The sequence below is a fragment of the Salinicola halimionae genome (genome assembly GCF_003206065.1).
GTDB classification, from domain to species: Bacteria; Pseudomonadota; Gammaproteobacteria; order Pseudomonadales; family Halomonadaceae; genus Salinicola; species Salinicola halimionae.
Map to the genome: position 1 here is coordinate 1,470,412 of NZ_PZJQ01000004.1, position 23,118 is coordinate 1,493,529.

Sequence of the window (23,118 nt, forward strand, 5' to 3'; positions counted from 1 at the left end):
GCTATCGGATTCGGCGATATCCACGTCAGGAAAAGACTACCGTCTTGTTACCCTGAATGAGCACTCGATCCTGCAGATGCCAGCGTAAGCCGCGAGCCAGCACGGCTTTTTCCACGTCGCGCCCCAAACGCACCAGATCCTGAGGCGTATGACAGTGCGAAACGCGCTGGATGTCTTGCTCGATGATCGGCCCCGCGTCCAGATCCTCGGTCACGTAGTGGCAGGTAGCCCCGATCAGTTTCACGCCGCGTTCGAACGCCTGATGATAGGGCTTTGCCCCGGCGAAGGACGGCAAGAAACTGTGATGGATATTAATGACCCGCCCGACATAACGCTGGCAGACATCAGGCGGCAGGATCTGCATGTATCGAGCGAGCACCACGCTGTCGGCTTGTGCCGCTTCGATCAGACGTTCGGTCTCGGCAAAGGCGGGAGCCTTGTCACTGGAGTCCACCGGCACATGATGAAACGCAATCCCGTACCAAGCCACCAACGAGCGCAACTCTTCATGATTGGAGATCACACAGGGAATATCGCAGCCCAGCTCCCCGACTGACCAGCGGTAGAGCAGGTCGACCAGGCAGTGCGATTCCCGCGACACCATGATCACTACGCGCTGGCGCCGGGCGGAATCGCTGAGCCGCCATGTCATCTCGAACGCCTCGGCGATGGAGGCGAACGCCTCTCGAAAGTCCTCCGCGCTCAACGTATCCGATTGAATATCGTAACGCATGAAGAAACGCCCGACGTCCAGGTCGGAGTGTTGGCTGGCTTCGATGATCGAACCATTCTGTGCCGCTATGAATCCCGCCACGCGTGCGACGATGCCGACACGGTCGGGGCATGAGACAATCAGACGATAATGGTGCGGCATAACTCTCGCGCTACTCTTTGCTGGATGACTCGAATCTGGGTCAGTCGAATCTGGGTAACTTGAAAAAAGACGTGACGGGCCAGGGCTCGACGCCACAGCGGGCCCATTCGGCGTGATCGGGTTTGGCAGCCAGCGAACGCTCGTCAGCGCCGGGCATAACGTTCGACGGAACGAGGACACCTCCTTTTCCGATGTGGTGCAGAATGCGCCATCCCGACCCAGGCGCCAAATTGTGTCGTACCTGCGAGTGCCTCGCCACCCCGTCCGGTCCGCATTGTACCCCATCCCTCTGCGTCGGCCAGCGCAACGCGGGTTTGAGCGGGTCAAGAGGCATGACTTATAGTGAAACCAGATTTCCCCTTTAAGGATGCCGATGTTTCGTCCGCGCGCGCAGATCCGCCCCCGCTCTTTTCCACCGTTACTGTTCCATCCTCTGGGTGGCTGCGGTGAAATCGGCATGAATCTGTCACTCTACGGTTATGATGGCAACTGGATCGCAGTCGACTGCGGCATGATGATTCGCCAAGATCTGCCGGATCAACCGTTGCAGATTCCCGATGTCGAACATCTGGCCGCCAATGCCATGGTGCCGTCGGCGGTTTTCATCACCCATGGACATGAGGACCACCTGGGCGCCCTCGCCTGGATCTGGCCGCGCTGGAACTGCCCTGTCTATGCCACGCCATTCGCCATCGAAATGCTGCGCACCAAATTTATCGAGCAGGGTCTCAAGACTGACGCTCTCACGCCGATTCAGCCTGGCGCTAGCGTCGCCGTCGGCCCGTTCGAGTTGACCTTCCTGCCGGTGACGCACTCAATACCGGAGAGTTGCGCGTTATCCATCGTCACGCCACGCTGTCGCGTGCTCCACACTGGCGACTGGAAGCTGGATGAACGCCCCCTCATCGGTGCCCCGCTGTCTGCTGCCCAGTTCGAGGCATTGGCACCGGTCGACCTCGTCGTGGCCGATTCGACCAACGCCGATGTCGAAGGACATTCACGTAGCGAGACGGAGGCGGCCAGCGCGCTGGAGGCAGTCATCCAGGACTGCCGCGGCCGCGTCATTGTCAGCTGTTTCGCCAGCAACATCGCGCGGATCAAGGCGTTGGGGAAGATTGCGGAACGCAGTGGTCGTCGGGTTGCATTGCTGGGCCGCTCGATGGAACGCATGGTGGCGATCGCGCTGCAGCTCGGCTACCTGGACGATTTTCCACCTCGTGTTCCGGCCCATGATCTGGGCTATCTGCTTCCCGAGGAAGTTCTGATCATTGCGACCGGGAGTCAGGGAGAACCGCGCTCGGCGTTGTCACGGATGGCTCAGGGCCGACATTCCGCCGTCGATTTGCAGCCAGAAGATGACGTCATCTTTTCGGCTCGCGCCATTCCTGGCAACGAGCGACTCATCGGTCGTCTCAAAGCCGGTTTCAAGCGAATCGGCGTCAACGTTCATGACGAACATACCGATCCCGCGCTTCACGCCTCCGGGCACCCGGCTCGAGAAGAATTGCGCCAACTCTATGCCTGGTTGCGTCCCAAAATGCTGCTGCCGGTACATGGCGAAGCTTCACACCAGGAAGCTCATCGCGAACTGGCCACGGCACTCGGCATTCATGTGCCACATTTGGTCAAAAACGGCACCGTGCTAGCGTTGGAAGCCGAGACTCTGGTATCGAGAGCCCAACATCATTTGCGGCCTCAGTTGATTGCTTCACGCGCACGACCCGGCGGTCAAACGCCTCCCGTTTCAGCGCGCCAGCATGCTCTGACACTATCGATCGCGCTCAACGTTCTGCCGACCGAGACGGGTTGGACCCGCATTGGTCGGCTATTGTGGGATAGCGAAGTCGTGCTGCCTCTGGACGAAGATGCGCTGGCCGACTGGCTCGACGACCGAATTGACATGATTCCCGCCGAGACCCTATTACAATTGCGCCAACAGCTCTTTGGACCGCTACGCGAGTGGCTGCACCAACGTCTGCCGGCACTGCCGGAGATTCACCTGCAATTGATGCCGGCGGATCCTCAGCCGGAATATGAAGTTCGCTCGATTCCCTCTCACTAACCCTCTCGAGACAAAAAAGCGCGGCTGTTTAATAACAGACGCGCTTTTCATCAGTCGGCAGCGCCGACTCAACCTGCCTTGGGACAGCAATACCGCGACGACAATATCGGACGTGTCTTCTGCTATCAGGTTGCGGTTCAGCCCTTGTTGGCATTCTTCGGTGGACGGCCACGACGCTTTCGCGGCTGCTCTCCCACCAAGTCATCCATCGACAAACCAGCGTTATTCATCGCCTCGCGAATTTCAGCCAACTTTTTCTGTTTATCGGCTTCTTCCTTCAGACGCTCGTGATCTTCTTCCTGCTTCTGTTCGATCACTTCGACAATAACTTCCGACAGTTTATGTAACTGTTCCATGCTCAGTTGACGGGCAGCGGCGCGAGCAACGTTCTTATTGCGAGCGATGCGTTCCAGAGACTCGGTGGACATCGTCCTCTCCTTGCTAGATTTGGACACGACATTACGCCGGGTGTTTTGATGAAAGTATATTCTCACCGCCCCTTTTGGCAAGAAATTAAATCAAAAAAGGCACGCCTATTGGGCGTGCCTTTTGGAGAAAAATATCTTTCGGGGTTAAAGATCAACCCTCTTAGCCACCGGTCATATTCATGAAGCGAACGACTTGCACGTCCCCATCCGTGGAAAAGTGATGGCGCTCCGGCTTCAAGTCCATCGCCTCGATAATCTGCTCCTTGAGTGGCTCCAGTTGCCCTGGATAGCGACGCAATGTGTCGCGTAGATCCACCGAATGTTCGTTACCCAAGCAGAGTAATAACCTCCCCTCGACCGTGACGCGGACGCGATTGCACGTGCTGCAAAAGTTGTGGCTGTGAGGAGAAATGAAGCCGACTCGACTCTGGCTATCAGCCATGCGGAAATAGCGCGATGGTCCCATCGTCGTTTCCGGCGACGGCATGAGTGCATAGCGAGACTCGATGCGCGTCTGTACATCATCACTCGAATAGAAAGTTTCTCCACGCGAGTGATCCGAAACATCTCCCAACGGCATTTCTTCGATAAAACTGATATCCAACTGCTCGTCGCGGGCGAAATCGACCAGGTCCAATACCTCATCGTCATTGCGGCCGCGCAGAATGACCGCATTGAGCTTGATACGCTCGAAGCCGGCATCCTGCGCGGCGTGAATACCCGCTATGACCTTGGTCAGATCTCCCGAACGCGTCAGCCGCCTGAAGCGTTCGGGATCAAGAGAATCCAGACTGATATTGAGCCGGTCCATGCCGCCCTGTTTCAGTGCCCTGGCATAACGGGGCAAGCTTGCCCCATTGGTGGTCATCGCGAAGTCTTTCAGCCCCGGCAGACTTCCGATATCCGTCACCAGATCATCAATCCCCTTGCGCACCAAGGGCTCACCGCCGGTGAGTCGTATCTTTTCCACGCCCAGTTCTGTGAACGCACGCGCCACCTGATGCAGTTCTTCCAACGTCAGAATTTGTGCTCGCGGCAGGAAGGTCATCTCTTCGCTCATGCAGTAAACACAGCGAAAATCACATCGGTCGGTGACGGAAATTCGAACATATCGGACCTGACGCGAGAATTTGTCGATCAAAGCGGTCATGAGTGCTCCCAGCGATCCGCAGCGTCGCGATCGCTTTGCCGTTCCGAGACCCAATATGAGCCACTTTCGGTGTGCTCTTTTTTCCAGAAAGGGGCCCGCGTTTTCAAAGTGTCCATGATGAAGTCGCATGCCTCGAACGCCGCGTGACGGTGCGCGCTGGCGGCCATGGCCAGAACGATTGCCTCTCCCGGCTCCAGGCGTCCAACGCGATGAATGATAGTGACGCCCTGAAGCGGCCAGCGTGCACTGGCTTCCTGTGCGATCGCATGGAGTGCCGCCTCGGTCATCCCCGGGAAGTGCTCCAGGGTCAGCGCCGTCACGTCGGGACGTTCGTTGAAATCCCGCACCCACCCGGTGAAACTGACGACCGCGCCAATATCGGTACGGCCATCGGTCAGAGCGCACTGCTCAACGCCAATGTCGAAAGCAGCCGGCTGGACTCTTGCGACTATCATCATAAGCTCTCCCGTTCAGCCACCGGTAACCGGCGGAAAGAAAGCGATCTCGTCTCCCGGCGCTATCGCAGCGCCATCCTGACTCATGGCCTGATTGAGCGCGCAAAGGACACGTTGATCCAGCAGCGCCTTGAACTTGGGATCCCGGTCGATCAACCCCAGCTTGACGCCCGCAATATCTTGGGACGGGATCTGCGCCCAATCCAGTGTCAATTCGGCAATGGCTAATCGCTCCCGAAGCTCCGCCAGAAAATGAATCGTGACGGCATTTTCGACGGATGACGTGTCCACTTTGCGCGCTGAAGTGTCGTCTGATTCACTCCCGGACTCGCGTGACCAGTTGCCGGAACGTCCACCTCGCTTTTCTTCCAGACACACTCCGTCGATGGTCATGCCCCTATCGACCGCCTTGCACATGTCGTAAAGCGTCAGGCACGCGACGGAGACGGCCGTCAGCGCCTCCATTTCAACGCCGGTACGTCCATTGAGGCGACAGAATGCCTCTACATGCACGCAGTTGCTTGACGCATCCAGGGTGAATTCGACACTGACTTTCGATAGCGCCAATGCATGGCAGAGGGGAATCAATTCATGGGTCCGCTTGGCGGCCTGAATGCCGGCAATTCTGGCGGTCGCCAGAACATCTCCCTTGGGCAGCCCGCCTTCGGCCAGCAACGCCAGTGTCGAGGCCTGCATATGGATCGCGCCGCAGGCGCGCGCTTCCCGTCGCGTCTCCTGCTTATCGGCAACATCGACCATATGCGCTTCGCCTCGGGCGTTAAGATGCGTGAGCGTCATGCGGAATTGGCCTCGCTTCAAATCATTAGATCAAACGGTCAGTGTAGTGTGACTAGCATGTTAATGCCTGTCATTCACTCGGCATAAATTCAGAATGGCGACAGGGGAGGCGATGGTCATCATGATCGAGATGCCGAAACTAGAGCAATGGCTTTCGAATTCGGCCAAGCCGCTGCCGGGCCGCCCAGGCGACGACCCAGTCTAGAATTGACTCGAGATCGTCCAGTTCAAGACGAGCCACCTTCGCCGGCAGCCGCGCCAGGGTTTCCGCTGGCACCTCTTCAAGTTTGCAAGCCACCGCCTCGACCCATGAGTCGTGCTCGGCCAGCAGCGGTTGATCGTGATCACCCCGATGCAGTTCCAGTTTAGGAATCGGCCATGTCTTGAAACCCTCGACAAGAATCAACGCGGGGTTCAAGGCCGAGACCTGTGCCACCAGCAACGGTAGATCGGGTTCCGGCTGACCGGGCGTCTCCATCATCAGAGCGAAGCGCCGACCGGAAGCCACGACCATCGGCGCCGCACCGGCCTCGCGCAAACGATGACTGTCCTTGCCGGGCTGGTCGATGTCGAATTCATGGTGGGCGTGCTTGATGACAGCCGCCGGCCAACCTCGCTCGCGCAGGCGCGGCAGCAAAGCTTCCAGCAGTGTCGTCTTGCCGGTGCCACTCCAGGCCGCGATGCCGAGCAACGGAATCGCACCAGCGGCAAGCGTGCCCTCATCGGACGAGGCATCGATCTCGACGTTGACGTCGTCCGGCCCATTCATCGGCGTGTCTCTGCATCGCAGCTTGGTGAATCGGATGACGCTCCGCCGCCTTGGTCCGCCCAATTGTGCTCCTGCGGGGTGTTGAGATTGGCGAACTGCGCTTCCCGATTGGAAAATTCGACCTGACACCAACGATGGCGACCGTACCAACTGATGACTTTGCTACCGCCTTCCGTCACCCATCTTGCCAGATCCTCGTACAGCGAACTGCGGATCAATGCGACCAGCGGCTGAGTCCGCTGGCCGTCATGGGCAGCGACGATATCCGCCTCGCCGATCGCACTCGAAAGCCGAGGCACCAGGTCAAACGGCAACCAAGGCATATCCACCGGCGTCAGCAGGACCCAAGGCGTAGAGACGATCGGCAAGGCACTCAGCAAGCCGGCAAGCGGACCGGGATAGTCAGGTAGCGAGTCGGTAACGACCGCATGACCCAGACGCCGATAATCGTCGACGTGGCGGTTGGCACTGATGACGATCCGATCGACCTGGGGCGCCACCCGGCGTAGCGCTCGTTCGACCAGCGGCTCCCCTTCCAGAGTCAACCAGCCCTTGTCGACACCGCCCATGCGCTGCCCTCGACCGCCGGCGAGCAGCACCCCGGTAACATCGGCGCGATCGATCACCGCGTGCCGAAGATCTTGTCGCCGGCGTCACCCAATCCCGGGACGATGTAGCCGTTCTCGTCTAGCCGTTCATCGATGGCGGCGGTATAAATCTCGATGTCCGGATACGCCTGCTGCACTCGCTCGATCCCTTCCGGCGCCGCCACGAGCACGATCACCTTGATCTGCTGACAGCCTCGCTGCTTGAGCATGTCCAGCGTCGCCACCATCGAGCCGCCCGTCGCCAGCATCGGGTCGATGACAATCGCCAGACGCTCGTCCAGGTCGCTGACAAACTTCTCGAAATAGGGCACCGGCTCCAGCGTCTCTTCGTTACGATAGAGTCCCACGACGCTAATACGCGCACTGGGAATCAGGTCGGTGACGCCATCGAGCATGCCCAGACCCGCACGTAGAATCGGCACGATGGTGACTTTCTTGCCCTTGATTTGCTCGACATCGATCGGCGAGCCGTCCCAGCCTTCGATCGTCGCCGGCTCCATCTCCAGGTTCTGGGTCGCTTCGTAAGTCAGCAGCTTGGCCACTTCGCAAGCCAGTTCACGAAAGCTCTTGGTGCTGATATCGGCCGCCCGCATCAGTCCGAGCTTGTGTTTGACCAGGGGATGGGAGATGGGATGCACACTCATGATCGGCGCCTTCGTCATAATGGAGGAAACGCCGATATTGTACGCGAGGAGCCAGAGTCAGGCGACGCTGGCGGGTAATTGCCAGTCGATGGGGTCTAGGTTTCGTTCGTCGAGAAAGGCGTTGGCCTGCGAGAAATGGCGCGTGCCGAAGAATCCCCGATGCGCCGAAAGCGGTGAGGGGTGCGGCGCGTGCAGTACCAGATGCTTGCTGCGATCGACGAAGCTCGCCTTCTTCTGGGCATAACTGCCCCACAGCAGAAACACGACGCCGTCGCAACGCTCGTTGATGACCTGGATGGCGCGATCGGTGAAAGTTTCCCAGCCACGATTGCGGTGAGAGCCGGCATTGCCCTGCTCCACCGTCAAAACGCTGTTCAGCAGCATTACGCCCTGCTCGGCCCAGCTCTCGAGGAAGCCATGGTTGACCGGCGTAGTAGCAACGTCCGTGGCCAGCTCCTTGTAGATATTCTGCAGCGAAGGCGGCGTCGGGACCCCGGGGCGCACAGAAAAGCAGAGCCCGTGGGCCTGATTCGGCCCGTGATAGGGATCCTGACCGAGTATCACCACCTTCACGCGCTCGATCGGGGTAAGCTCGAAGGCGCGAAACCAGTGAGAAGAATGGGGATAGATGACTTTGTGTGCCACTTTTTCCTCGGCAAGAAAGGCTCGCAGCGACTGCATGTAAGGCGCACTGAACTCCTCTCCGAGGTAGGCATTCCAGCTATCGGGTAACGGTGAATGAGACATGAACTCGCTCCACATCGGTCAGGGTTTTGGCGAGCGAACCTGATTCACCAGCGGCTCGACGTAGGCGTGCCCCAGATCCCAAGGAAACTCGATCCAGCAGTCCTGAGCCACCTCGGTCAGGTACTGATCGACCAGCGGCCGCCCTTCGGGCTTGGCGTAGATGGTGACGAAATGCGCCTTGGGCAGCATCTCGCGCACTGCGCGCGCGGTCTTGCCGGTATCCACCAGGTCATCGACCAGCAGCCAGCCATCACCTTCATGATCGACGCCCTTCATAACATCCAGCTTGCCCTGCGACTGTTCATCGTAGCTCTTGATACAGACCGTATCGATCAGACGGATATCGAGTTCGCGGGCGATCAGTGCGGCCGGAATCAACCCGCCCCGCGTAATCGCCACGATACCCTGGAAATCGCGTTCGATGAGCTGGTGGCAAAGCGCCCGAACATCACGATGAAGCTGATCCCAGGAAACGGTGAAATGGTGCTGATAACGATTGAGGGTCATGGCGGGTCCAACCTGTTGATCGGGCCGCCATTGGACAATGGCGGCGGCCTTTCACGGTTTCTCTAAGCGTGTCTCGCCGAGAAGCCTATTCGTCTTCGGTGAAGCTGCAAACCGCGAAGACGCTATAGCCGGCCTCGCGAATCTTGGTCGAGCCACCCAGCTCCGGCAGATCGAGAATGGTCGCCGTTTCGACGATATGGCCACCACTGCGTTGGATCAGCGATGCCGCCGCCAGCATGGTCCCGCCTGTCGCGATGATATCGTCGATCAGCACGATACGATCATGCTCGCGAAACGCATCGGCATGGAGTTCGACCGTCGATTCTCCGTACTCCAGCGTGTAGGTCTCGCTGATGGTTCGAAATGGGAGCTTACCCTTCTTGCGAACCGGCACGAAGCTACAGCCCAATTCATAGGCCAGTGGCGCACCAACTATGAATCCGCGCGCATCGATGGCGGCGATGGCATCGACCTCGAGCTCTTGATAGCGATGCACGAAGCTATCGATCAGCTTGCGAAACGCAGCGCTGTTTTGGAGCAGTGGTGTAATGTCGCGAAAATTGACGCCGGGCTGCGGCCAGTCGGGCACGGTGCGAATGACCGACTTGATATAGTCGCCATAGATACTGCTACTCATCGGGGGATGCTCCATTGGCCGAACACGGCGCGCCGAAAACAGTCAGTCGTGGGACGGTGATTCTTGGCGCAAAGGCGCATATGTTACCCAAGCGGGCGCCGCGGCGCGAGCCGTGGCGACCCTGTCCTGTAACCCTATCGTGGCCACGTCCTCGTCGGTCAACTGCGAGACGCCATCACGCGCTCCACGGTCTCGACGATCGCCTGCGTCTGCGGGTCGATCTCGAGATTGACCCGATCCCCAGGCATGCGCTCTCCGATCGTTGTCCTGGCCAGTGTCTCCGGAATCAAGTTGACACAAAAACGCCCGGCTTCGACCGCCCCGACCGTCAGGCTGATGCCATCGATGCCGATGTAGCCCTTATCGAACACGAAGCGGGCGAGACTCGTCGGCAATTCGAACCACAGCCGCCGGTTGTTGGGCGCTTCGTCGATCTCTACCAGCTTGGCCATACCTATGATATGGCCGGACATGGAGTGCCCGCCGATCTCGTCACCGAAACGCGCGGCCCGTTCTAGATTTACCCGATCTCCCGCGACGAGATCACCCAGATTGGTCAGCCGCAACGTTTCACGCATCAGGTCAAAACAGACGTTTTCCCCTTCGATCGACGTCACCGTCAGACAGCAGCCGTTGTGGGATACCGACGCCCCCAGCGCCAAACCTTCGCGCATTGCCGGCGCCATCGATACCACATGCGTGTGCAACTGCTCACGTTCCTCGATCGCCACCACGGTGCCCACATCCTGCACGATCCCGGTAAACATGAACCTCTCCCTGACCCGAACGGTTTGCGAACCGCCGAGAGCACACTCTCGACGGCCAATACAGATTCGAATTCTAGCACGCAGCCCACGCCTGCCAGAAAACTGACGTCTTCGTTACCCGATCCTGAAATTGCCCGCAATTCATCGCGCCGATTTGTTCCCGATGCGGGCGCGCCGGTCAACCGGACAGTGTCGCTAAAAGGGTGTGTCCCGTGTTGTGGCTGCGGGATCTAGCCGTCTGGTTCCTGACCTGGGTCGATGGCGTCAGCTTCGAACCGGCGTGGTAAAGTGAGGCGAATGTTACCGACCTGTAATGGACCTGGTTCGACGCCTTGGGGTGGAGGATCGGCAAGCCATTCAGGGATTTGTCAGCCAGGACGCCCATGACGCCAACCACGCCCTCCGCCTCCCCCGCCATTTCCACTCCGGGCCGGGCCGCTGCCAGCGAAGCGCGCAAACGACGCATTCGTGACGCGGCGCTATCGTTGTTCTCGCAGTTTGGCCTGCGCGGCGCCAGCCTGGACGCCATCGCCGATCAGGCCGGCGTCTCCAAGACCAATCTGCTCTATTACTTTCCATCCAAGGAAAAACTTTACATCTCGGTGTTGCAGCAGATTCTGAATACCTGGCTGGAACCGATACGCGCCATCGACGCCAATCAGACTCCGGAAGCGGCCATCCGTCACTACATTCGCATCAAGGTCGAACTGTCGCGGGATCACGAGCAGTCGTCGCGACTCTTCTGCCTGGAAATGATCCAGGGCGCGCCACTGCTGAAGGAAGAGCTACAGCACGATCTGCGCGCGCTGGTGGAGGAAAAATCGAAGGTCATCGAAGGATGGATCGCTCACGGCAGTCTGCTGCCCGTCGACCCTCATCATCTGATCTACCTGCTGTGGGGTGCCACGCAGCATTACGCCGATTTCGCCGTGCAGATTGACGCGATTTCCGGCAAGACGCTGTCCGACCCCGATTTCTTCGAAGCCACGGTCGACAATATTCAGCGCATCGTGCTGGGCGGTTTGCTGTCACGGTAGGAAGAGAGCTGAAACGGCTTTCGATGACATCATGGTCGGTTGCAATAGCCCCCTCGGCGGAACGAAACGAGTGGGTTATGAAGGGCCGAATCGAGAGGGATTTGTTGAGCGGACGTTGTTAAGAGCGCTGTGTGGACAGCGCAGCGTCAAGCGCCCTCCCTTTGGCTCGAGCAAGCAAGCCCCCTGTCATGACGATAACGTGCTGCCCTTCGCCATGCCAGCATTCAAGCTCCGGTCGCTCCGACCCACCGAGATCCGTATACTAGCGCGCTCATCGACGCGGAGCTGACGCCAATGGCCCCTCTATTGGCGCGATAGATCATGCCCCGCTTATCCGACTCCCAGACAGACGCTTTCGACACGCCTAATGATCTCACTGGACAATGTCTCCAAAACCTACGGTAGCGGGCCAGGTGCCGTGCAGGCGCTGAAAGATATCGACCTGCAGGTACCGAAAGGCACGATTCACGGCGTCATTGGCCTTTCCGGCGCCGGCAAATCGACCCTGATCCGCTGCGTCAATCTGCTCGAACGTCCGACCGCCGGTCGCGTCAGCATCGACGGCCAGGAGCTGACCGTCATGGACGCCGCTGCCCTGCGTCAGGCCCGCCACCAGTGCGGGATGATCTTCCAGCACTTCAATCTGCTGACCAATCGTACCGTCTACGACAATGTCGCCCTACCGCTCGAACTGATGGGCCAGTCGCGCCAGACTATCCGCGAGCGTGTCACTCCGCTACTCGAGATGACCGGCCTGGCCGACAAGACGACACAATATCCGGCGCAGCTATCCGGCGGTCAGAAACAGCGCGTGGCGATCGCCCGGGCCTTGGCTAGCCGCCCCAAGGTGCTGCTGTGTGACGAAGCGACTTCCGCGCTCGACCCACAGACCACCGCGTCGATCCTGACGCTGCTGCAGGAGATCAACCAACAACTGGGGCTGACCATCCTGCTGATTACCCACGAGATGGAAGTGGTGAAAACCATCTGCCATCGGGTGGGGCTGATATCCGATGGTCGTCTGGTCGAAGACGCGGACGTCGGCGACTTCTTCACGGCACCCGGTACGCAACTGGGCCGAGAGTTTCTGAATGACTTTCTCAAGCTGGAAGCCCCGCAGGCCCTGATCGAGCGTCTCGAGCCGGAAGCGGGAACGAACACGCATCCGGTGGTGCGGCTGACGTTCTCCGGCGACAGCGTGGCTACCCCGCTGATCTCGAAGCTGGCCCGAGAACACGGCATCGATGTCAGCATCCTTCAAGCCAAGGTCGAATCCATTCAGGGCCGCACGTTAGGGCTGATGATCGCCGAACTGATGGGTAGCCCGACACAGACTCGCCAGGCACTGGCTACGCTCGAGTCCTTTGATCTACACGTGGAGGTAATGGGTCATGTCCAGCGCACTGATTGATCTCGTCTGGCAATCCACGCTCGAGACGCTTTACATGGTCGCGGTGGCCGGCATTCTATCCGCGCTGATCGGCGTACCGCTCGGGGTATTGCTCTACGTGACGCGACCACGCCAGATCCTGGCCCAGCCGATCGTCAATACCATCCTCGGCATCGTCACCAACGTCGGCCGCTCCGTGCCGTTCATCATCCTGCTGGTAGCGATCATTCCGTTCACCCGCATGATCGTCGGTAGCTCCATCGGCACCAACGCCGCCGCGGTACCGCTGACGATCGCCGCGATTCCCTTTGTCGCTCGCCTGGTCGAGGGCGCCCTGAACGAGGTGTCTCCAGGCCTGGTCGAAGCCGCTCAGTCGATGGGGGCGACGCCCATGCAAATCATCATGAAAGTTCTGCTTCCGGAAGCACGCGGCGGCATCATCAACGGCCTGACGATCACCATCGTCGCCCTGGTGAGCTACTCCGCCATGGCAGGTGCCGTGGGTGGCGGCGGGCTCGGTGATCTGGGCATCCGCTATGGCTACAACCGCTTCAACCCGACCGTGATGCTGATCACCGTGGTCGTGCTCGTGGTCATGGTGCAGGTATTCCAGAGCCTGGGGGATTATCTGGTGCGCAAAAGCGATCACAAGTAAAAACGACCGATCCACGCGGATTAGATTCATAACCAGAATGAATTACCGTGACGGCTGTTATTCCGTTATATTCCAGCGGTCACCAGACGCCGACAAGAGCGTCATCCTCAATCATCGATAGCAACACCATCAGGGAGAATCCCGCCAATGCCGATTTCACTGACGCGAACGCTGAGCGCCGCTGCGCTAAGCCTGGGACTGGTAGCCGGCACCGCGCAGGCCGCCGAGGACACCATCAAAGTGGGTACCATGGCCGGTCCGGAGACCGACGTGATGCAGGTAGCCAAAGAGGTGGCCAAGGACAAGTACGGCCTGGATGTCGAGATCATCGAGTTCACCGACTACGTCACGCCCAATGCTGCACTCGCCGACGGCAGCCTGGATGCCAACGCCTATCAGCACGAGCCGTACATGCGCTCGATGGTCAACGATCGCGGCTATGATTTCGCTGTTGCCGGCAAGACGTTCGTCTATCCGATCGGCGCCTACTCCGCCAAGTACGACAGCATCGAGGATCTCCCCGACGGTGCCACCATCGCCGTACCCAACGATCCGACCAACGAAGGTCGCTCGCTGATCCTGCTGGACAAGCAGGGCCTGATCACGCTCGACGACTCCGAAAATCTGGAAGCGACGCCGATCGATATCACCGAGAACCCGCACGGCTACACGTTCAAGGAGATAGAGGCCGCCCAGATGCCACGCGTGCTGCAGGACGTGGACATGGCCTTCATCAACAGCACCTTCACGCAGCCCGCGGGTCTGACGCTGGATGACGCACTGGTCAAGGAAGGCCCGGACTCACCCTATGTCAATCTGATCGTCGTACGGGGTGGCGACCAGGATCGCAAAGCGATTCAGGAGCTGGTCAAGGCTTACCAATCCGATGCCGTTGCCGATAAAGCTCAGGAGCTGTTCAAGGGCGGCGCCGTTCCCGGCTGGAAGTAAGTCTTGCTGATGTCCTCAGCAATCACGAAACCAGCGCCCCCGGCGCTGGTTTTGGTTTCTGGCTGGTCTTTTCTAACTTACCTTTCTGGCTTACCTTTCTGGCTTGTCTTTCCGAGCCTGCCTTACCAGACTCATCATTACGAGGGGACACCTACGATGACAGATTACGGCTTCCTCGAACGTCAGTTAAAGGCCCTGCTCGATACTCGCGACTGGCTGACCAATGCGGCTCAGACCAGTGCCTTTCTTACGCAGACGCTTGGCGATCTGAACTGGGTCGGTTTCTATCTTCAGCGGCAGCCAGAGACGCTGATTTTGGGCCCTTTCCAGGGCCAGCCCGCCTGCAACCCGATCCCGTTTTCCTCAGGCGTTTGCGGTGCCGCAGCACGCTCGCGCGAGACGCAGCGCATCGACGACGTGCACGAGGTGCCGGATCACATTGCCTGTGATGCCGCGTCGCGTTCAGAACTGGTGGTGCCCATCGTTGTCGATGACAGGGTATGGGGCGTGCTGGATATCGATAGCCCCGTGCCGGCTCGATTCACGAGAGCGGATCAGGCGGGTATCGAGCGCTTGTGTGCCGTGTTCATTGCCGCCAGCGATCTGAGCTCGGCCGAGCCATAGCCTCAGTCCAGAAAGATGCCTAGCTCGTCGTCCGAACGCATGGTCTGCAGGATATCTTCATAAAGCGAGAGCAGATCCAGCGCCAGCGGTCGACGGACTTCTTTTGGCATCTCACCCAGCGCATGCTCTTCGCGCCGGCCACTGACGATATTCTGGTAGAGACCAATCGCCAGGTGGACGGCGGCGGCGTACGCCGAGAATGGCATGGACGCCAGCGGCTTGCCCTGATACGTCAGCGCATTGCAGATCGTCTGCGGAAAGCGCCAGAGACGCCCCAGCTCGGCACCCACTTCACTGAACGTGTAGCCGAACTGGTTGGCTTCCAGCTCGACCCGCGGGGCACCCTGACCCACCAACGCATCGATTCGCTGCATGGTGTCTGGATGCGCGATATGCATTAGCGCCGAGCCCACGTGATGCAGAATGCCACAGGTAAACGCGGTTTCCGGTGCTAGATCTTCCAACTGGCTATGACGCACGATCGTGCGACTGAGATTGGCAACCATGAACGACTCACGCCAGAACGCCTGGCGATCGAGACCGGGCACCTCCTTGAGCATACCGACCATGCCCGAGGCGATCACAAGCGTGCGCACGCGATCAAAACCCAGCAGCAGCAAGGCATCGTCGATCGTTGCCACGTTTCGACCCACGCCATAGCGCACGGAGTTGGCAGAACGCAGCAGTTTCAGACTGAGACTGGGATCTTTACGAATGGTGGCCGAAACTCGATGGACACTGATCTTGTCGTTATCCAGACTGGCGATCAGCTCGATGACCACGGCGGGTACACTAGGTAACTGGTGAATATGTTCGAAAAGTGAATTCATTGGCATGGTCGACTCCTGCTTTACCCCCATGTTATCGACCGCTCTACCAAAAGTCGTGGGATCCAGTTCAGAAGCACGGCTCTTGGCAAACCGACGAACAAAAAAATCCCGCCGGCTATCCGGCGGGAAAGTCGCCGCCCTGGCGACATGAAAGCCTATGTGCAGCGCTGGACGCGGGTATTTCTCTCAGCTCTTCTGCCAGGACTCGACCATCTCGTCATACGGAACGGTCTTGCCTTGTGGCTTCTCGTTGTCGAGCTTTGGCTTGGGCGCGCCGGGCTGATCCAGCCAATACTGCGCATCGCGGGGTTCGTTCAGTTTCGGTCCGCACTGTGGCTGGACGTCGGCGCGCTCCAGACGCTCCATGATCCGATCCTGAGCATCGGCCAGCCCATCCAACGCCTGCTGTGCACTTGTCTCGCCACTGACCGCCTGGGAAATATACTGCCACCATAGCTGCGCAAGCTTGGGATAGTCCGGCACATTGGTGCCGGTCGGCGACCATTGCAGTCGCGCCGGGCTACGATAGAACTCGACCAGGCCACCCAGTTTCGGCGCGGCTTCGGTCATTGCCTCCGACTGGATGTCGGACTCGCGAATCGGCGTCAGCCCCACCAGCGTCTTGTGCAGGGAGACCGTCTTAGAAGTCACGAACTGCGCGTAGAGCCATGCGGCGAGGCGATTCTTCTCTGGCGTCGACTTCATGAAGGTCCAGGATCCGACATCCTGATATCCCTTCTTCATGCCATCCTCCCAGTAGGGCCCGACCGGCGAGGGCGCCATTCGCCACTTGGGCGTGCCATCCTCGTTGACCACCGGCAGGCCTTTCTGGGTCATATCGGCGGTGAAAGCGGTATACCAGAAGATCTGCTGTGCCACGTTCCCCTGTGCCGGTACCGGCCCCGCTTCCGAGAACGTCATGCCCTGGGCCTCTGGTGGCGCATAGGCGTGCAGCCAGTCGATGTACTTTTGGGTCGCAAACACCGCAGCCGGACCATTGGTCGCCCCGCCGCGTGTCACGTTCGAGCCGACCGGATGACAATCTTCGACCCGAATCCCCCACTCGTCGACCGGCAGCCCATTGGGTATGCCCTTGTCACCGGCCCCGGCCATGGAGAACCAGGCATCGGTAAATCGCCAGCCCAGCGAGGGATCCTTCTTGCCGTAATCCATATGTCCATAGACACGCTGACCATCGATGTCGTGGACGTCGTTGGTAAAGAAGTCGGCGATGTCCTCATAAGCCGACCAGTTCACCGGGACGCCCAGTTCGTAGCCATACTTTTTCTTGAAGCGCGCCTTGAGATCAGGGTCGTCGAACCAGTCGGCGCGGAACCAGTAAAGGTTGGCGAACTGCTGATCGGGCAACTGATAGACTTTGCCATCGGGACCCGTGGTGAAAGACAACCCGATGAAATCATCGAGATCCAGCGTCGGCGAAGTAACCTCAGCCCCCTCACCCTCGATCATGTCGGAGATCGGCACTACCTTACCGTACCGAAAATGCGTTCCGATCAGATCGGAATCATTGACGTAGGCATCGTAGATGTTGCGTCCAGACTGCATCTGCGTCTGGAGTTTTTCGATCACATCGCCCTCTTGCAACAGGTCATGTTTCAACTGGATGCCGGTAATTTCGCTGAAGGCGCGAGCCAGTACCTCGGATTCGTATTTGTGCGTCGTGAGCGTTTCCGAGACAACGTTGATCTGCATGCCCCGAAATGGCTTGGCGGCATCGATGAACCACTGCATTTCCGACATCTGCTGCTCGGGTGTGAGCGTCGATGTGGTGAACTCGTCGCCCAGCCAGCGCTGGGCGGCATCCTGGTATTGATCGGCGATCGCGGTCCCCGAGACAGCCATCAGACCCGCGAGGCTGAACCCGATTCCGACGCTCAACGGCGTGCGGCGAGGCGATCTGGCATGCTTGATATCGAACATAGCGTTAACCCTCGTTGTTATCCTGTCGTGGCGCTATCCGGTGATGATCGATGATCCCTGGTCAGTGCATTACCCCCATTTCATGATGATGACCATTCCTACCACGCAGACCCCCGTGGCGATCCAGAGCGGCCAGTCGGTTAAAGCCAGCAACAGCAGATGCCCATAAGCCGATGCCAGCAAGCCAATGAACAGCCGGTCGCCGCGTGAGGTCGTCAGCGGCAGAAACCCCTTGCGTTCGTGTCCCGGCGATACGGTCTGCCAGACGGTCATCGCGACTAGCAGCAACGCGATCCCCACAAAGAACAGTGCCGTTGGCAGTGTCCAGGCCATCCAACCCATGGCTGTCTCCCCTTTCTGACAAATCGGATCAGACGCGCCCCAGGGCGAAGCCCTTGGCCACGTGATTACGCACGAAGTAGATCACTGCGATACCGGGCAACAGTGCAACCACGCCTGCTGCTGCCAGCACGCCCCAGTCGATGCCAGAGGCCGATACCGTGCGGGTCATCTGCGATACGATCGGCTTGGCGTCGACCGAAGTCAGAGTCCGCGCCAGCAGCAGCTCGACCCACGAGAACATGAAGCAGAAAAAAGCCGTGACGCCGATGCCCGGTCGGATCATCGGCAGAAAGATACGAACGAAGAACTTGGGAAAGGTATAGCCGTCGATATAGGCCGTCTCGTCGATCTCCTTCGGCACCGATGACATGAACCCCTCGAGAATCCAGACCGCCAACGGCACATTGAACAGGCAGTGCGCCAGCGCTACCGCGATCGGGGTATCGAACAGGCCTACTGCGGAATAGAGCTGGAAGAACGGCAGCAGAAATACCGCCGGCGGGGCCATTCGATTGGTCAACAGCCAGAAGAACATGTGCTTATCGCCCAGGAAGCGATAACGCGAGAACGCGTAGGCTGCCGGTAATGCGACCATCAGCGAGATCACCATGTTCATCGACACGTAGCTGAGCGAATTGAGATAGCTCGTGTACCAGGTCGGCTCGGTGAAGATGACCCGGTAGTTGTCGAGCGTGGGCGTGGTTGGCCAAAGCGTGAGCCCGCCGAGAATTTCCCGATTCGACTTGAACGACATGTTGACGAGCCAGTAGATCGGCACCAGCACGAACAGTAGATAGACCAGCATCACCAGACTCTTGCGTACTCTCATGATGGCGTCATCCCTTGTCGTCGTTATGGGTCATGGCGGTGTAGAACACCCAGGTCACCAGCAAGATGATCAGGAAATAAATCAGCGAGAATGCCGCCGCTCGGCCCAGGTCGAACTGCCCCAGCGCCATCTGGGTCAACGTCTGGCTGAGGAAGGTGGTTGCCGTACCCGGTCCGCCGCCGGTGAGTACGAACGGCTCCGTATAGATCATGAAGCTGTCCATGAAGCGCAACATGACCGCGATCAACAGCACGTTCTTGAGCTTCGGCAACTGAATGAACCGGAAGACCGCCCAGTGGGAAGCGCGGTCGATTCGCGCCGCCTGATAGTAGACATCGGGGATCGAACGCAGCCCGGAGTAGCACAGCAGTGCCACCAGCGACGTCCAGTGCCAGACATCCATGATCAGCACGGTCGCCCAAGCGTCCCGAGGATTGGAGGCGTAGTTGTAATCGAGCCCTATGCTATTGAGGATCCAGCCATAGAGGCCAATGTCCTCCCGCCCGATGATCTGCCAGATAGTGCCAACCACGTTCCATGGCACCAGCAGCGGCAATGACAGCAGGATCAAACTCACCGGCACCCCCAAGCCCCGCCGCGGCATCGATAGCGCGACGATGATGCCCAACGGCACTTCGATGACAAGGACGCAGAGGGAATAGACGAACTGTCGCAACAGCGAGTCCAGCAATCTGGGGTCGGCAAGAATCTCTCGATACCACTCGGTGCCCACGAAATAGCGCGTATTCGGGTCGAAGATGTCCTGTATCGAATAGTTGACGACCGTCATCATCGGAATGATGGCGCTGAAGGCGACGAGCGCGAAAACCGGTAGCACCAGCCACCACGCCTTGTTGTTATAGGTTTTCATGCGTTCCCTCCACCAGCCGATCATCGACGTAGAAACGCTGCCAAGCCGCGGGGAAAGACAGCCCGACTCTTCCTTCCGGCACGACTTGCTCTTCGCCGATTCGCACTTTGATCACCCGTGCCGACGGCGTATCGAGACACACATCGACGATCTTGAAGGTACCCTGGTCCTGAATCAGGTCGACGTGCCCATGCAGGATTGCGTTCTCGGGCGTCACGAGCTGCACGAACTCCGGACGGATGCCGATCTGCAGACGCTCGGCTTTCACCTGACGCAGTTGCGTTACGATCGTGTCGGCAACAGCCAATGCACGGCCCTCGAATTCGACACCGGAGGTTCCCAGACTGATATCGAGAAAGTTCATGCCGGGGCTGCCGATGAAGTAACCCACGAACGTATGTTGCGGATTCTCGAACAGCTCCCTCGGCGTGCCGAACTGGACGATCTGGCCCTGGTACATCACCGCAATCTTGTCTGCGAATGTGGACGCTTCGAGCTGGTCGTGGGTGACGTAGACCATCGTCACATTGAATCGTTGGTGAATTTCCTTGAGCTTTCGCCGCAGCCGCCACTTGAGTTGCGGATCAATCACTGTCAGCGGCTCGTCGAACAGAATGGCCGCTACATCGTCACGGACCAGGCCCCGTCCCATCGACACCTTCTGCTTTTCATCCGCCGTCAGATTCTGCGCCTTGCGGTTCAATAACGGCTCGATCTCCAGCGCCTCGGCCACCTCCCGCACCCGAAGATCGATACGCTCGCGGGAATGCCCCTGATTGCGCAGGGGAAACGCCAGATTTTGGAAGACGGTCATGGTGTCGTAGACCACCGGAAACTGAAAAACCTGGGCGATATTGCGCTGCTGCGGGGTGAGGTCGTTGACCGATTTGCCGTCGTAAAGCACGCGACCCTCAGAGGGCGTCAACAACCCGGAAATAATGTTGAGCAACGTACTCTTGCCACAGCCGGAGGGGCCCAGCAATGCATAAGCCCCGCCCTGCTCCCACACGTGTTCCATTCGCCGTAGGGCGTAGTCGGCAGGTTCCGAAGGAGCGCTATGGTAGCTATGCGCCAACTGCTCCAGGCGAATTTCCGCCATGTCTGGTCTCCTCAAACGCTCGCAAGCGCTGGACGCAGGGAATACGGCGCTAGCAACAGCTCGCCACCCGGCTCGAACACGAACAGCTGGCGACACGCCACCTGTATCTCCAATGCCTGATCGACCCCGAATTCGTGAATACCGATCAGGTGCGCAACCAGATCGATTTGATCGTGTGACAGATGCAGAAACGTCTCGGAACCGCTGATCTCTGCCACCCGAACCACGACTGGCAACCGAAAGGCTGGCTCCGGGACAGGCTGGAGAGACCAGTGATGCGGCCGAATGCCGACCTGATATTCGCCCGCCGGCAGCGAACGCCACGCCTCGGGCAAAGGCTGACGCGAACCGGCGACGCGGCACTCTTCTCCCTGGATCGACATCGGAAGCAGGTTGATCGGCGGCTCGCCGAAAAGGCTCGCAGCTTCCCTGTTGCAAGGATGGCGGTAGACTTCACCGCTGGCGCCGCTCTGAACGATGCGCCCTTGATGCAAGAGCGTGGTCGTGCCGCCCAGCGCCAGGGCCTCGGCCGATTCGGTAGTGGCATACACCGCTATGGTGTTGCGTGACTCGAATAGCTTGCGCATTTCCACCCGCAGCGCCTCGCGCAGCTTGTAGTCGAGGTTGACCAGCGGTTCATCGAACAGGACCAGATCCGCGTCCTTGACCAGAGCCCGGGCCATCGCCGTGCGCTGTTGCTGTCCTCCGGAAAGGGCTTGAGGGTAACGCCCCAGAAGATGCTGAATACCCAGCATCGCAGCAGTTTCCTCGACTCGGCGAGCTATCTCCTGACGTGCAACCTTGGCTTGCTTCAACGGCGAAGCGATATTGTCGAACACCGTCAGCGTGGGGTAGTTGATGAACTGCTGATAAACCATCGACACATTGCGTTGGCGAACCGGTACCTGGGTCATGTCCCGGCCACCGAGGCGGACCACCCCTCGATCCGGCTTATCCAGTCCGGCCATCAACCGCATCAATGTCGTCTTGCCTGCCAGCGTATGGCCCAGCAACACGTTGAATGACCCCGGCTCTAGCGTCAGGCTGGCATTATCGATGTAGGTCTCGCCTCGTACCGACAGTGTGACGTTGTCGAGTTGTAATGACATGAGTGGCGCCGTTCCCGTTTTCTCTTCCGAGCATCCTAGAACACTCGTTTTATAAAGCTATACGACGAAAAAAGGATAAAGCGGCGACTATAAAAACGATTCTCTATTTACCTGTTTTTATTGCCTTTAAAATAGCTGCAACCTTAGTCTCAACCACTAATGTCCTACACGCGACGGTCCTTGAAGAGAGTCCCGAAAAGACTTGAAGAGAATGAGGCAGGCCAACAGTGCAGGCTTAGCGGCTATCGATTGTTCGCAATTCAACATTCGCGGCAGAAATCGAATGGCAACGGCGAGCACGCTGAAGCGTTCTTTCAGCCGTGCCTCGGAGTCGGGCGTGAAAATACGGACATAAAAAAACCCCAAGCGTAGCTCGGGGTTCGAATCTGGTAGGACCAAGCGGATTTGAACCGCTGACCTCCACGATGTCAACGTGGCGCTCTAACCAACTGAGCTATGGTCCTGTAGGCGTTATCACAAATTCATCTGATTGGTAGGACCGAGCGGATTTGAACCGCTGACCTCCACGATGTCAACGTGGCGCTCTAACCAACTGAGCTACGGTCCTGCAGACGCTGCGGCAACTCGCCGTGACAACGGATGCGAATTCTACCCGGGCAGGCGCGGAATGCAACCCTCCAGTAATAAAAAAAAGCACGCCAACTACCTGTCACACCGACACAATTCGTTTTCAGGCGACGACCCAGCTTTTCGAGCGGCAGAACCACGGTACACCGCCAGTGTTTCGCGAATCGCTGAAGCATCGCCTTCAAACCGGTAAACGAAGGCTATCGGAGAGGAAAAGGCCTAGAGGCTTTTCAATGCGGCCTACTCGTTTTCCGGCAACGCTGTATCACTGCCCTTAATCACTCTCCCGGTCAAAAAGTTCGCTTCAAGGCCATTGAAGCGGTTTTATTTTTCGTTTTTCAACAACACGTGTTCGATTTACAACAATTAGACCAAGGTCGAACGCATATCGGCCTTTTTACCCCAAACC

The 23,118-nt window shown here is 58.7% G+C and carries 25 protein-coding genes and 2 tRNA genes; 6 read left to right on the top strand and 21 right to left on the bottom strand.

The window, feature by feature from the left end:
• Positions 1–25: 25 nt before the first annotated feature.
• Positions 26–874 carry a formyltetrahydrofolate deformylase gene (purU, locus tag DOM27_RS12415; RefSeq protein WP_110656268.1) on the bottom strand — a complete coding sequence of 283 codons (849 nt, stop codon included), beginning with the start codon at positions 872–874 and terminating at the stop codon, positions 26–28.
• Positions 875–1,247: 373 nt separating this feature from the next.
• Between purU and DOM27_RS12420 the strand changes: the two genes are divergently transcribed.
• Positions 1,248–2,936, top strand: coding sequence for a ribonuclease J (locus DOM27_RS12420; protein ID WP_342588618.1), 1,689 nt, complete (start codon positions 1,248–1,250; stop codon positions 2,934–2,936).
• A 137-nt stretch (positions 2,937–3,073) separates the two neighbouring features.
• Here the strand turns inward: DOM27_RS12420 and DOM27_RS12425 are convergent, their stop codons facing one another.
• The 11 genes from DOM27_RS12425 to DOM27_RS12475 all read right to left on the bottom strand — a co-directional run bounded on the left by DOM27_RS12425 (position 3,074) and on the right by DOM27_RS12475 (position 10,446).
• On the bottom strand, positions 3,074–3,364 hold the full coding sequence (locus DOM27_RS12425; RefSeq protein ID WP_110656269.1) for an H-NS family histone-like protein: 291 nt from the start codon (positions 3,362–3,364) through the stop codon (positions 3,074–3,076).
• Between the two features lie 160 nt (positions 3,365–3,524).
• Positions 3,525–4,514: a GTP 3',8-cyclase MoaA gene (moaA, locus tag DOM27_RS12430; RefSeq protein WP_110656270.1), complete on the bottom strand. Its 990-nt coding sequence runs from the start codon at positions 4,512–4,514 to the stop codon at positions 3,525–3,527.
• Complete coding sequence (moaE, locus tag DOM27_RS12435) at positions 4,511–4,969, bottom strand: molybdopterin synthase catalytic subunit MoaE (RefSeq protein WP_110656473.1); 459 nt, start codon at positions 4,967–4,969, stop codon at positions 4,511–4,513. The genes moaA and moaE overlap by 4 nt, the downstream gene beginning before the upstream one ends.
• 15 nt (positions 4,970–4,984) lie before the next feature.
• Positions 4,985–5,767, bottom strand: coding sequence for a cyclic pyranopterin monophosphate synthase MoaC (moaC, locus tag DOM27_RS12440; protein ID WP_110656271.1), 783 nt, complete (start codon positions 5,765–5,767; stop codon positions 4,985–4,987).
• A gap of 139 nt (positions 5,768–5,906) precedes the next feature.
• A complete protein-coding gene (mobB, locus tag DOM27_RS12445; RefSeq protein WP_110656272.1) occupies positions 5,907–6,536 on the bottom strand; it encodes a molybdopterin-guanine dinucleotide biosynthesis protein B in 630 nt (209 codons plus the stop codon).
• Positions 6,533–7,162 carry a molybdenum cofactor guanylyltransferase MobA gene (mobA, locus tag DOM27_RS12450; protein WP_245392698.1) on the bottom strand — a complete coding sequence of 210 codons (630 nt, stop codon included), beginning with the start codon at positions 7,160–7,162 and terminating at the stop codon, positions 6,533–6,535. Before mobA ends, mobB begins: the two co-directional genes overlap by 4 nt.
• On the bottom strand, positions 7,159–7,788 hold the full coding sequence (upp, locus tag DOM27_RS12455) for a uracil phosphoribosyltransferase (protein WP_110656273.1): 630 nt from the start codon (positions 7,786–7,788) through the stop codon (positions 7,159–7,161). The genes mobA and upp overlap by 4 nt, the downstream gene beginning before the upstream one ends.
• Positions 7,789–7,845: 57 nt before the next feature.
• On the bottom strand, positions 7,846–8,535 hold the full coding sequence (ung, locus tag DOM27_RS12460; RefSeq protein ID WP_110656274.1) for a uracil-DNA glycosylase: 690 nt from the start codon (positions 8,533–8,535) through the stop codon (positions 7,846–7,848).
• Between the two features lie 18 nt (positions 8,536–8,553).
• Positions 8,554–9,042 (bottom strand): xanthine phosphoribosyltransferase, encoded by a 489-nt coding sequence (gene gpt / locus DOM27_RS12465; RefSeq protein WP_110656275.1) that lies wholly within the window; start codon positions 9,040–9,042, stop codon positions 8,554–8,556.
• Between the two features lie 85 nt (positions 9,043–9,127).
• Positions 9,128–9,679 carry an adenine phosphoribosyltransferase gene (locus tag DOM27_RS12470; RefSeq protein ID WP_110656276.1) on the bottom strand — a complete coding sequence of 184 codons (552 nt, stop codon included), beginning with the start codon at positions 9,677–9,679 and terminating at the stop codon, positions 9,128–9,130.
• A 158-nt stretch (positions 9,680–9,837) separates the two neighbouring features.
• Complete coding sequence (locus DOM27_RS12475) at positions 9,838–10,446, bottom strand: riboflavin synthase subunit alpha (protein WP_110656277.1); 609 nt, start codon at positions 10,444–10,446, stop codon at positions 9,838–9,840.
• A 383-nt stretch (positions 10,447–10,829) separates the two neighbouring features.
• Between DOM27_RS12475 and rutR the strand changes: the two genes are divergently transcribed.
• The 5 genes from rutR (at position 10,830) to DOM27_RS12500 (ending at position 15,100) form a co-directional block, all read left to right on the top strand.
• Positions 10,830–11,483: an HTH-type transcriptional regulator RutR gene (gene rutR, locus DOM27_RS12480; RefSeq protein WP_110656278.1), complete on the top strand. Its 654-nt coding sequence runs from the start codon at positions 10,830–10,832 to the stop codon at positions 11,481–11,483.
• 367 nt (positions 11,484–11,850) lie between these two features.
• Positions 11,851–12,894: a methionine ABC transporter ATP-binding protein gene (locus tag DOM27_RS12485; protein ID WP_110656279.1), complete on the top strand. Its 1,044-nt coding sequence runs from the start codon at positions 11,851–11,853 to the stop codon at positions 12,892–12,894.
• Positions 12,875–13,528, top strand: a complete 654-nt coding sequence (locus DOM27_RS12490; protein WP_110656280.1) for a methionine ABC transporter permease — start codon at positions 12,875–12,877, stop codon at positions 13,526–13,528. Before DOM27_RS12485 ends, DOM27_RS12490 begins: the two co-directional genes overlap by 20 nt.
• A 147-nt stretch (positions 13,529–13,675) precedes the next feature.
• Entirely contained in the window at positions 13,676–14,476 is an 801-nt protein-coding gene (locus tag DOM27_RS12495) for a MetQ/NlpA family ABC transporter substrate-binding protein (protein WP_110656281.1), read from the top strand.
• Between the two features lie 156 nt (positions 14,477–14,632).
• Positions 14,633–15,100, top strand: coding sequence for a GAF domain-containing protein (locus tag DOM27_RS12500; RefSeq protein WP_110656282.1), 468 nt, complete (start codon positions 14,633–14,635; stop codon positions 15,098–15,100).
• A 2-nt stretch (positions 15,101–15,102) separates the two neighbouring features.
• Here DOM27_RS12500 and DOM27_RS12505 read toward each other — a convergent pair whose 3' ends face one another.
• The 9 genes from DOM27_RS12505 to DOM27_RS12545 all read right to left on the bottom strand — a co-directional run bounded on the left by DOM27_RS12505 (position 15,103) and on the right by DOM27_RS12545 (position 22,689).
• The gene (locus tag DOM27_RS12505; protein WP_157956766.1) at positions 15,103–15,936 is read right to left on the bottom strand and encodes an HDOD domain-containing protein; all 834 of its coding nucleotides are present in this window, start codon (positions 15,934–15,936) and stop codon (positions 15,103–15,105) included.
• Positions 15,937–16,116: 180 nt separating this feature from the next.
• Positions 16,117–17,793: an ABC transporter substrate-binding protein gene (locus DOM27_RS12510; protein ID WP_223162343.1), complete on the bottom strand. Its 1,677-nt coding sequence runs from the start codon at positions 17,791–17,793 to the stop codon at positions 16,117–16,119.
• 147 nt (positions 17,794–17,940) lie between these two features.
• Entirely contained in the window at positions 17,941–18,213 is a 273-nt protein-coding gene (locus DOM27_RS12515) for a DUF2160 domain-containing protein (protein ID WP_110656285.1), read from the bottom strand.
• A 28-nt stretch (positions 18,214–18,241) separates the two neighbouring features.
• A complete protein-coding gene (locus tag DOM27_RS12520; protein ID WP_110656286.1) occupies positions 18,242–19,042 on the bottom strand; it encodes a carbohydrate ABC transporter permease in 801 nt (266 codons plus the stop codon).
• Positions 19,043–19,049: 7 nt separating this feature from the next.
• Positions 19,050–19,913, bottom strand: a complete 864-nt coding sequence (locus tag DOM27_RS12525; protein WP_110656287.1) for a carbohydrate ABC transporter permease — start codon at positions 19,911–19,913, stop codon at positions 19,050–19,052.
• A complete protein-coding gene (locus DOM27_RS12530; RefSeq protein WP_110656288.1) occupies positions 19,900–21,012 on the bottom strand; it encodes an ABC transporter ATP-binding protein in 1,113 nt (370 codons plus the stop codon). The genes DOM27_RS12525 and DOM27_RS12530 overlap by 14 nt, the downstream gene beginning before the upstream one ends.
• A gap of 11 nt (positions 21,013–21,023) precedes the next feature.
• Complete coding sequence (locus DOM27_RS12535; RefSeq protein ID WP_110656289.1) at positions 21,024–22,121, bottom strand: ABC transporter ATP-binding protein; 1,098 nt, start codon at positions 22,119–22,121, stop codon at positions 21,024–21,026.
• Between the two features lie 387 nt (positions 22,122–22,508).
• Positions 22,509–22,585 (bottom strand) — tRNA-Val (locus DOM27_RS12540).
• Between the two features lie 27 nt (positions 22,586–22,612).
• Positions 22,613–22,689, bottom strand: a tRNA-Val gene (locus DOM27_RS12545).
• Positions 22,690–23,118: the final 429 nt, after the last annotated feature.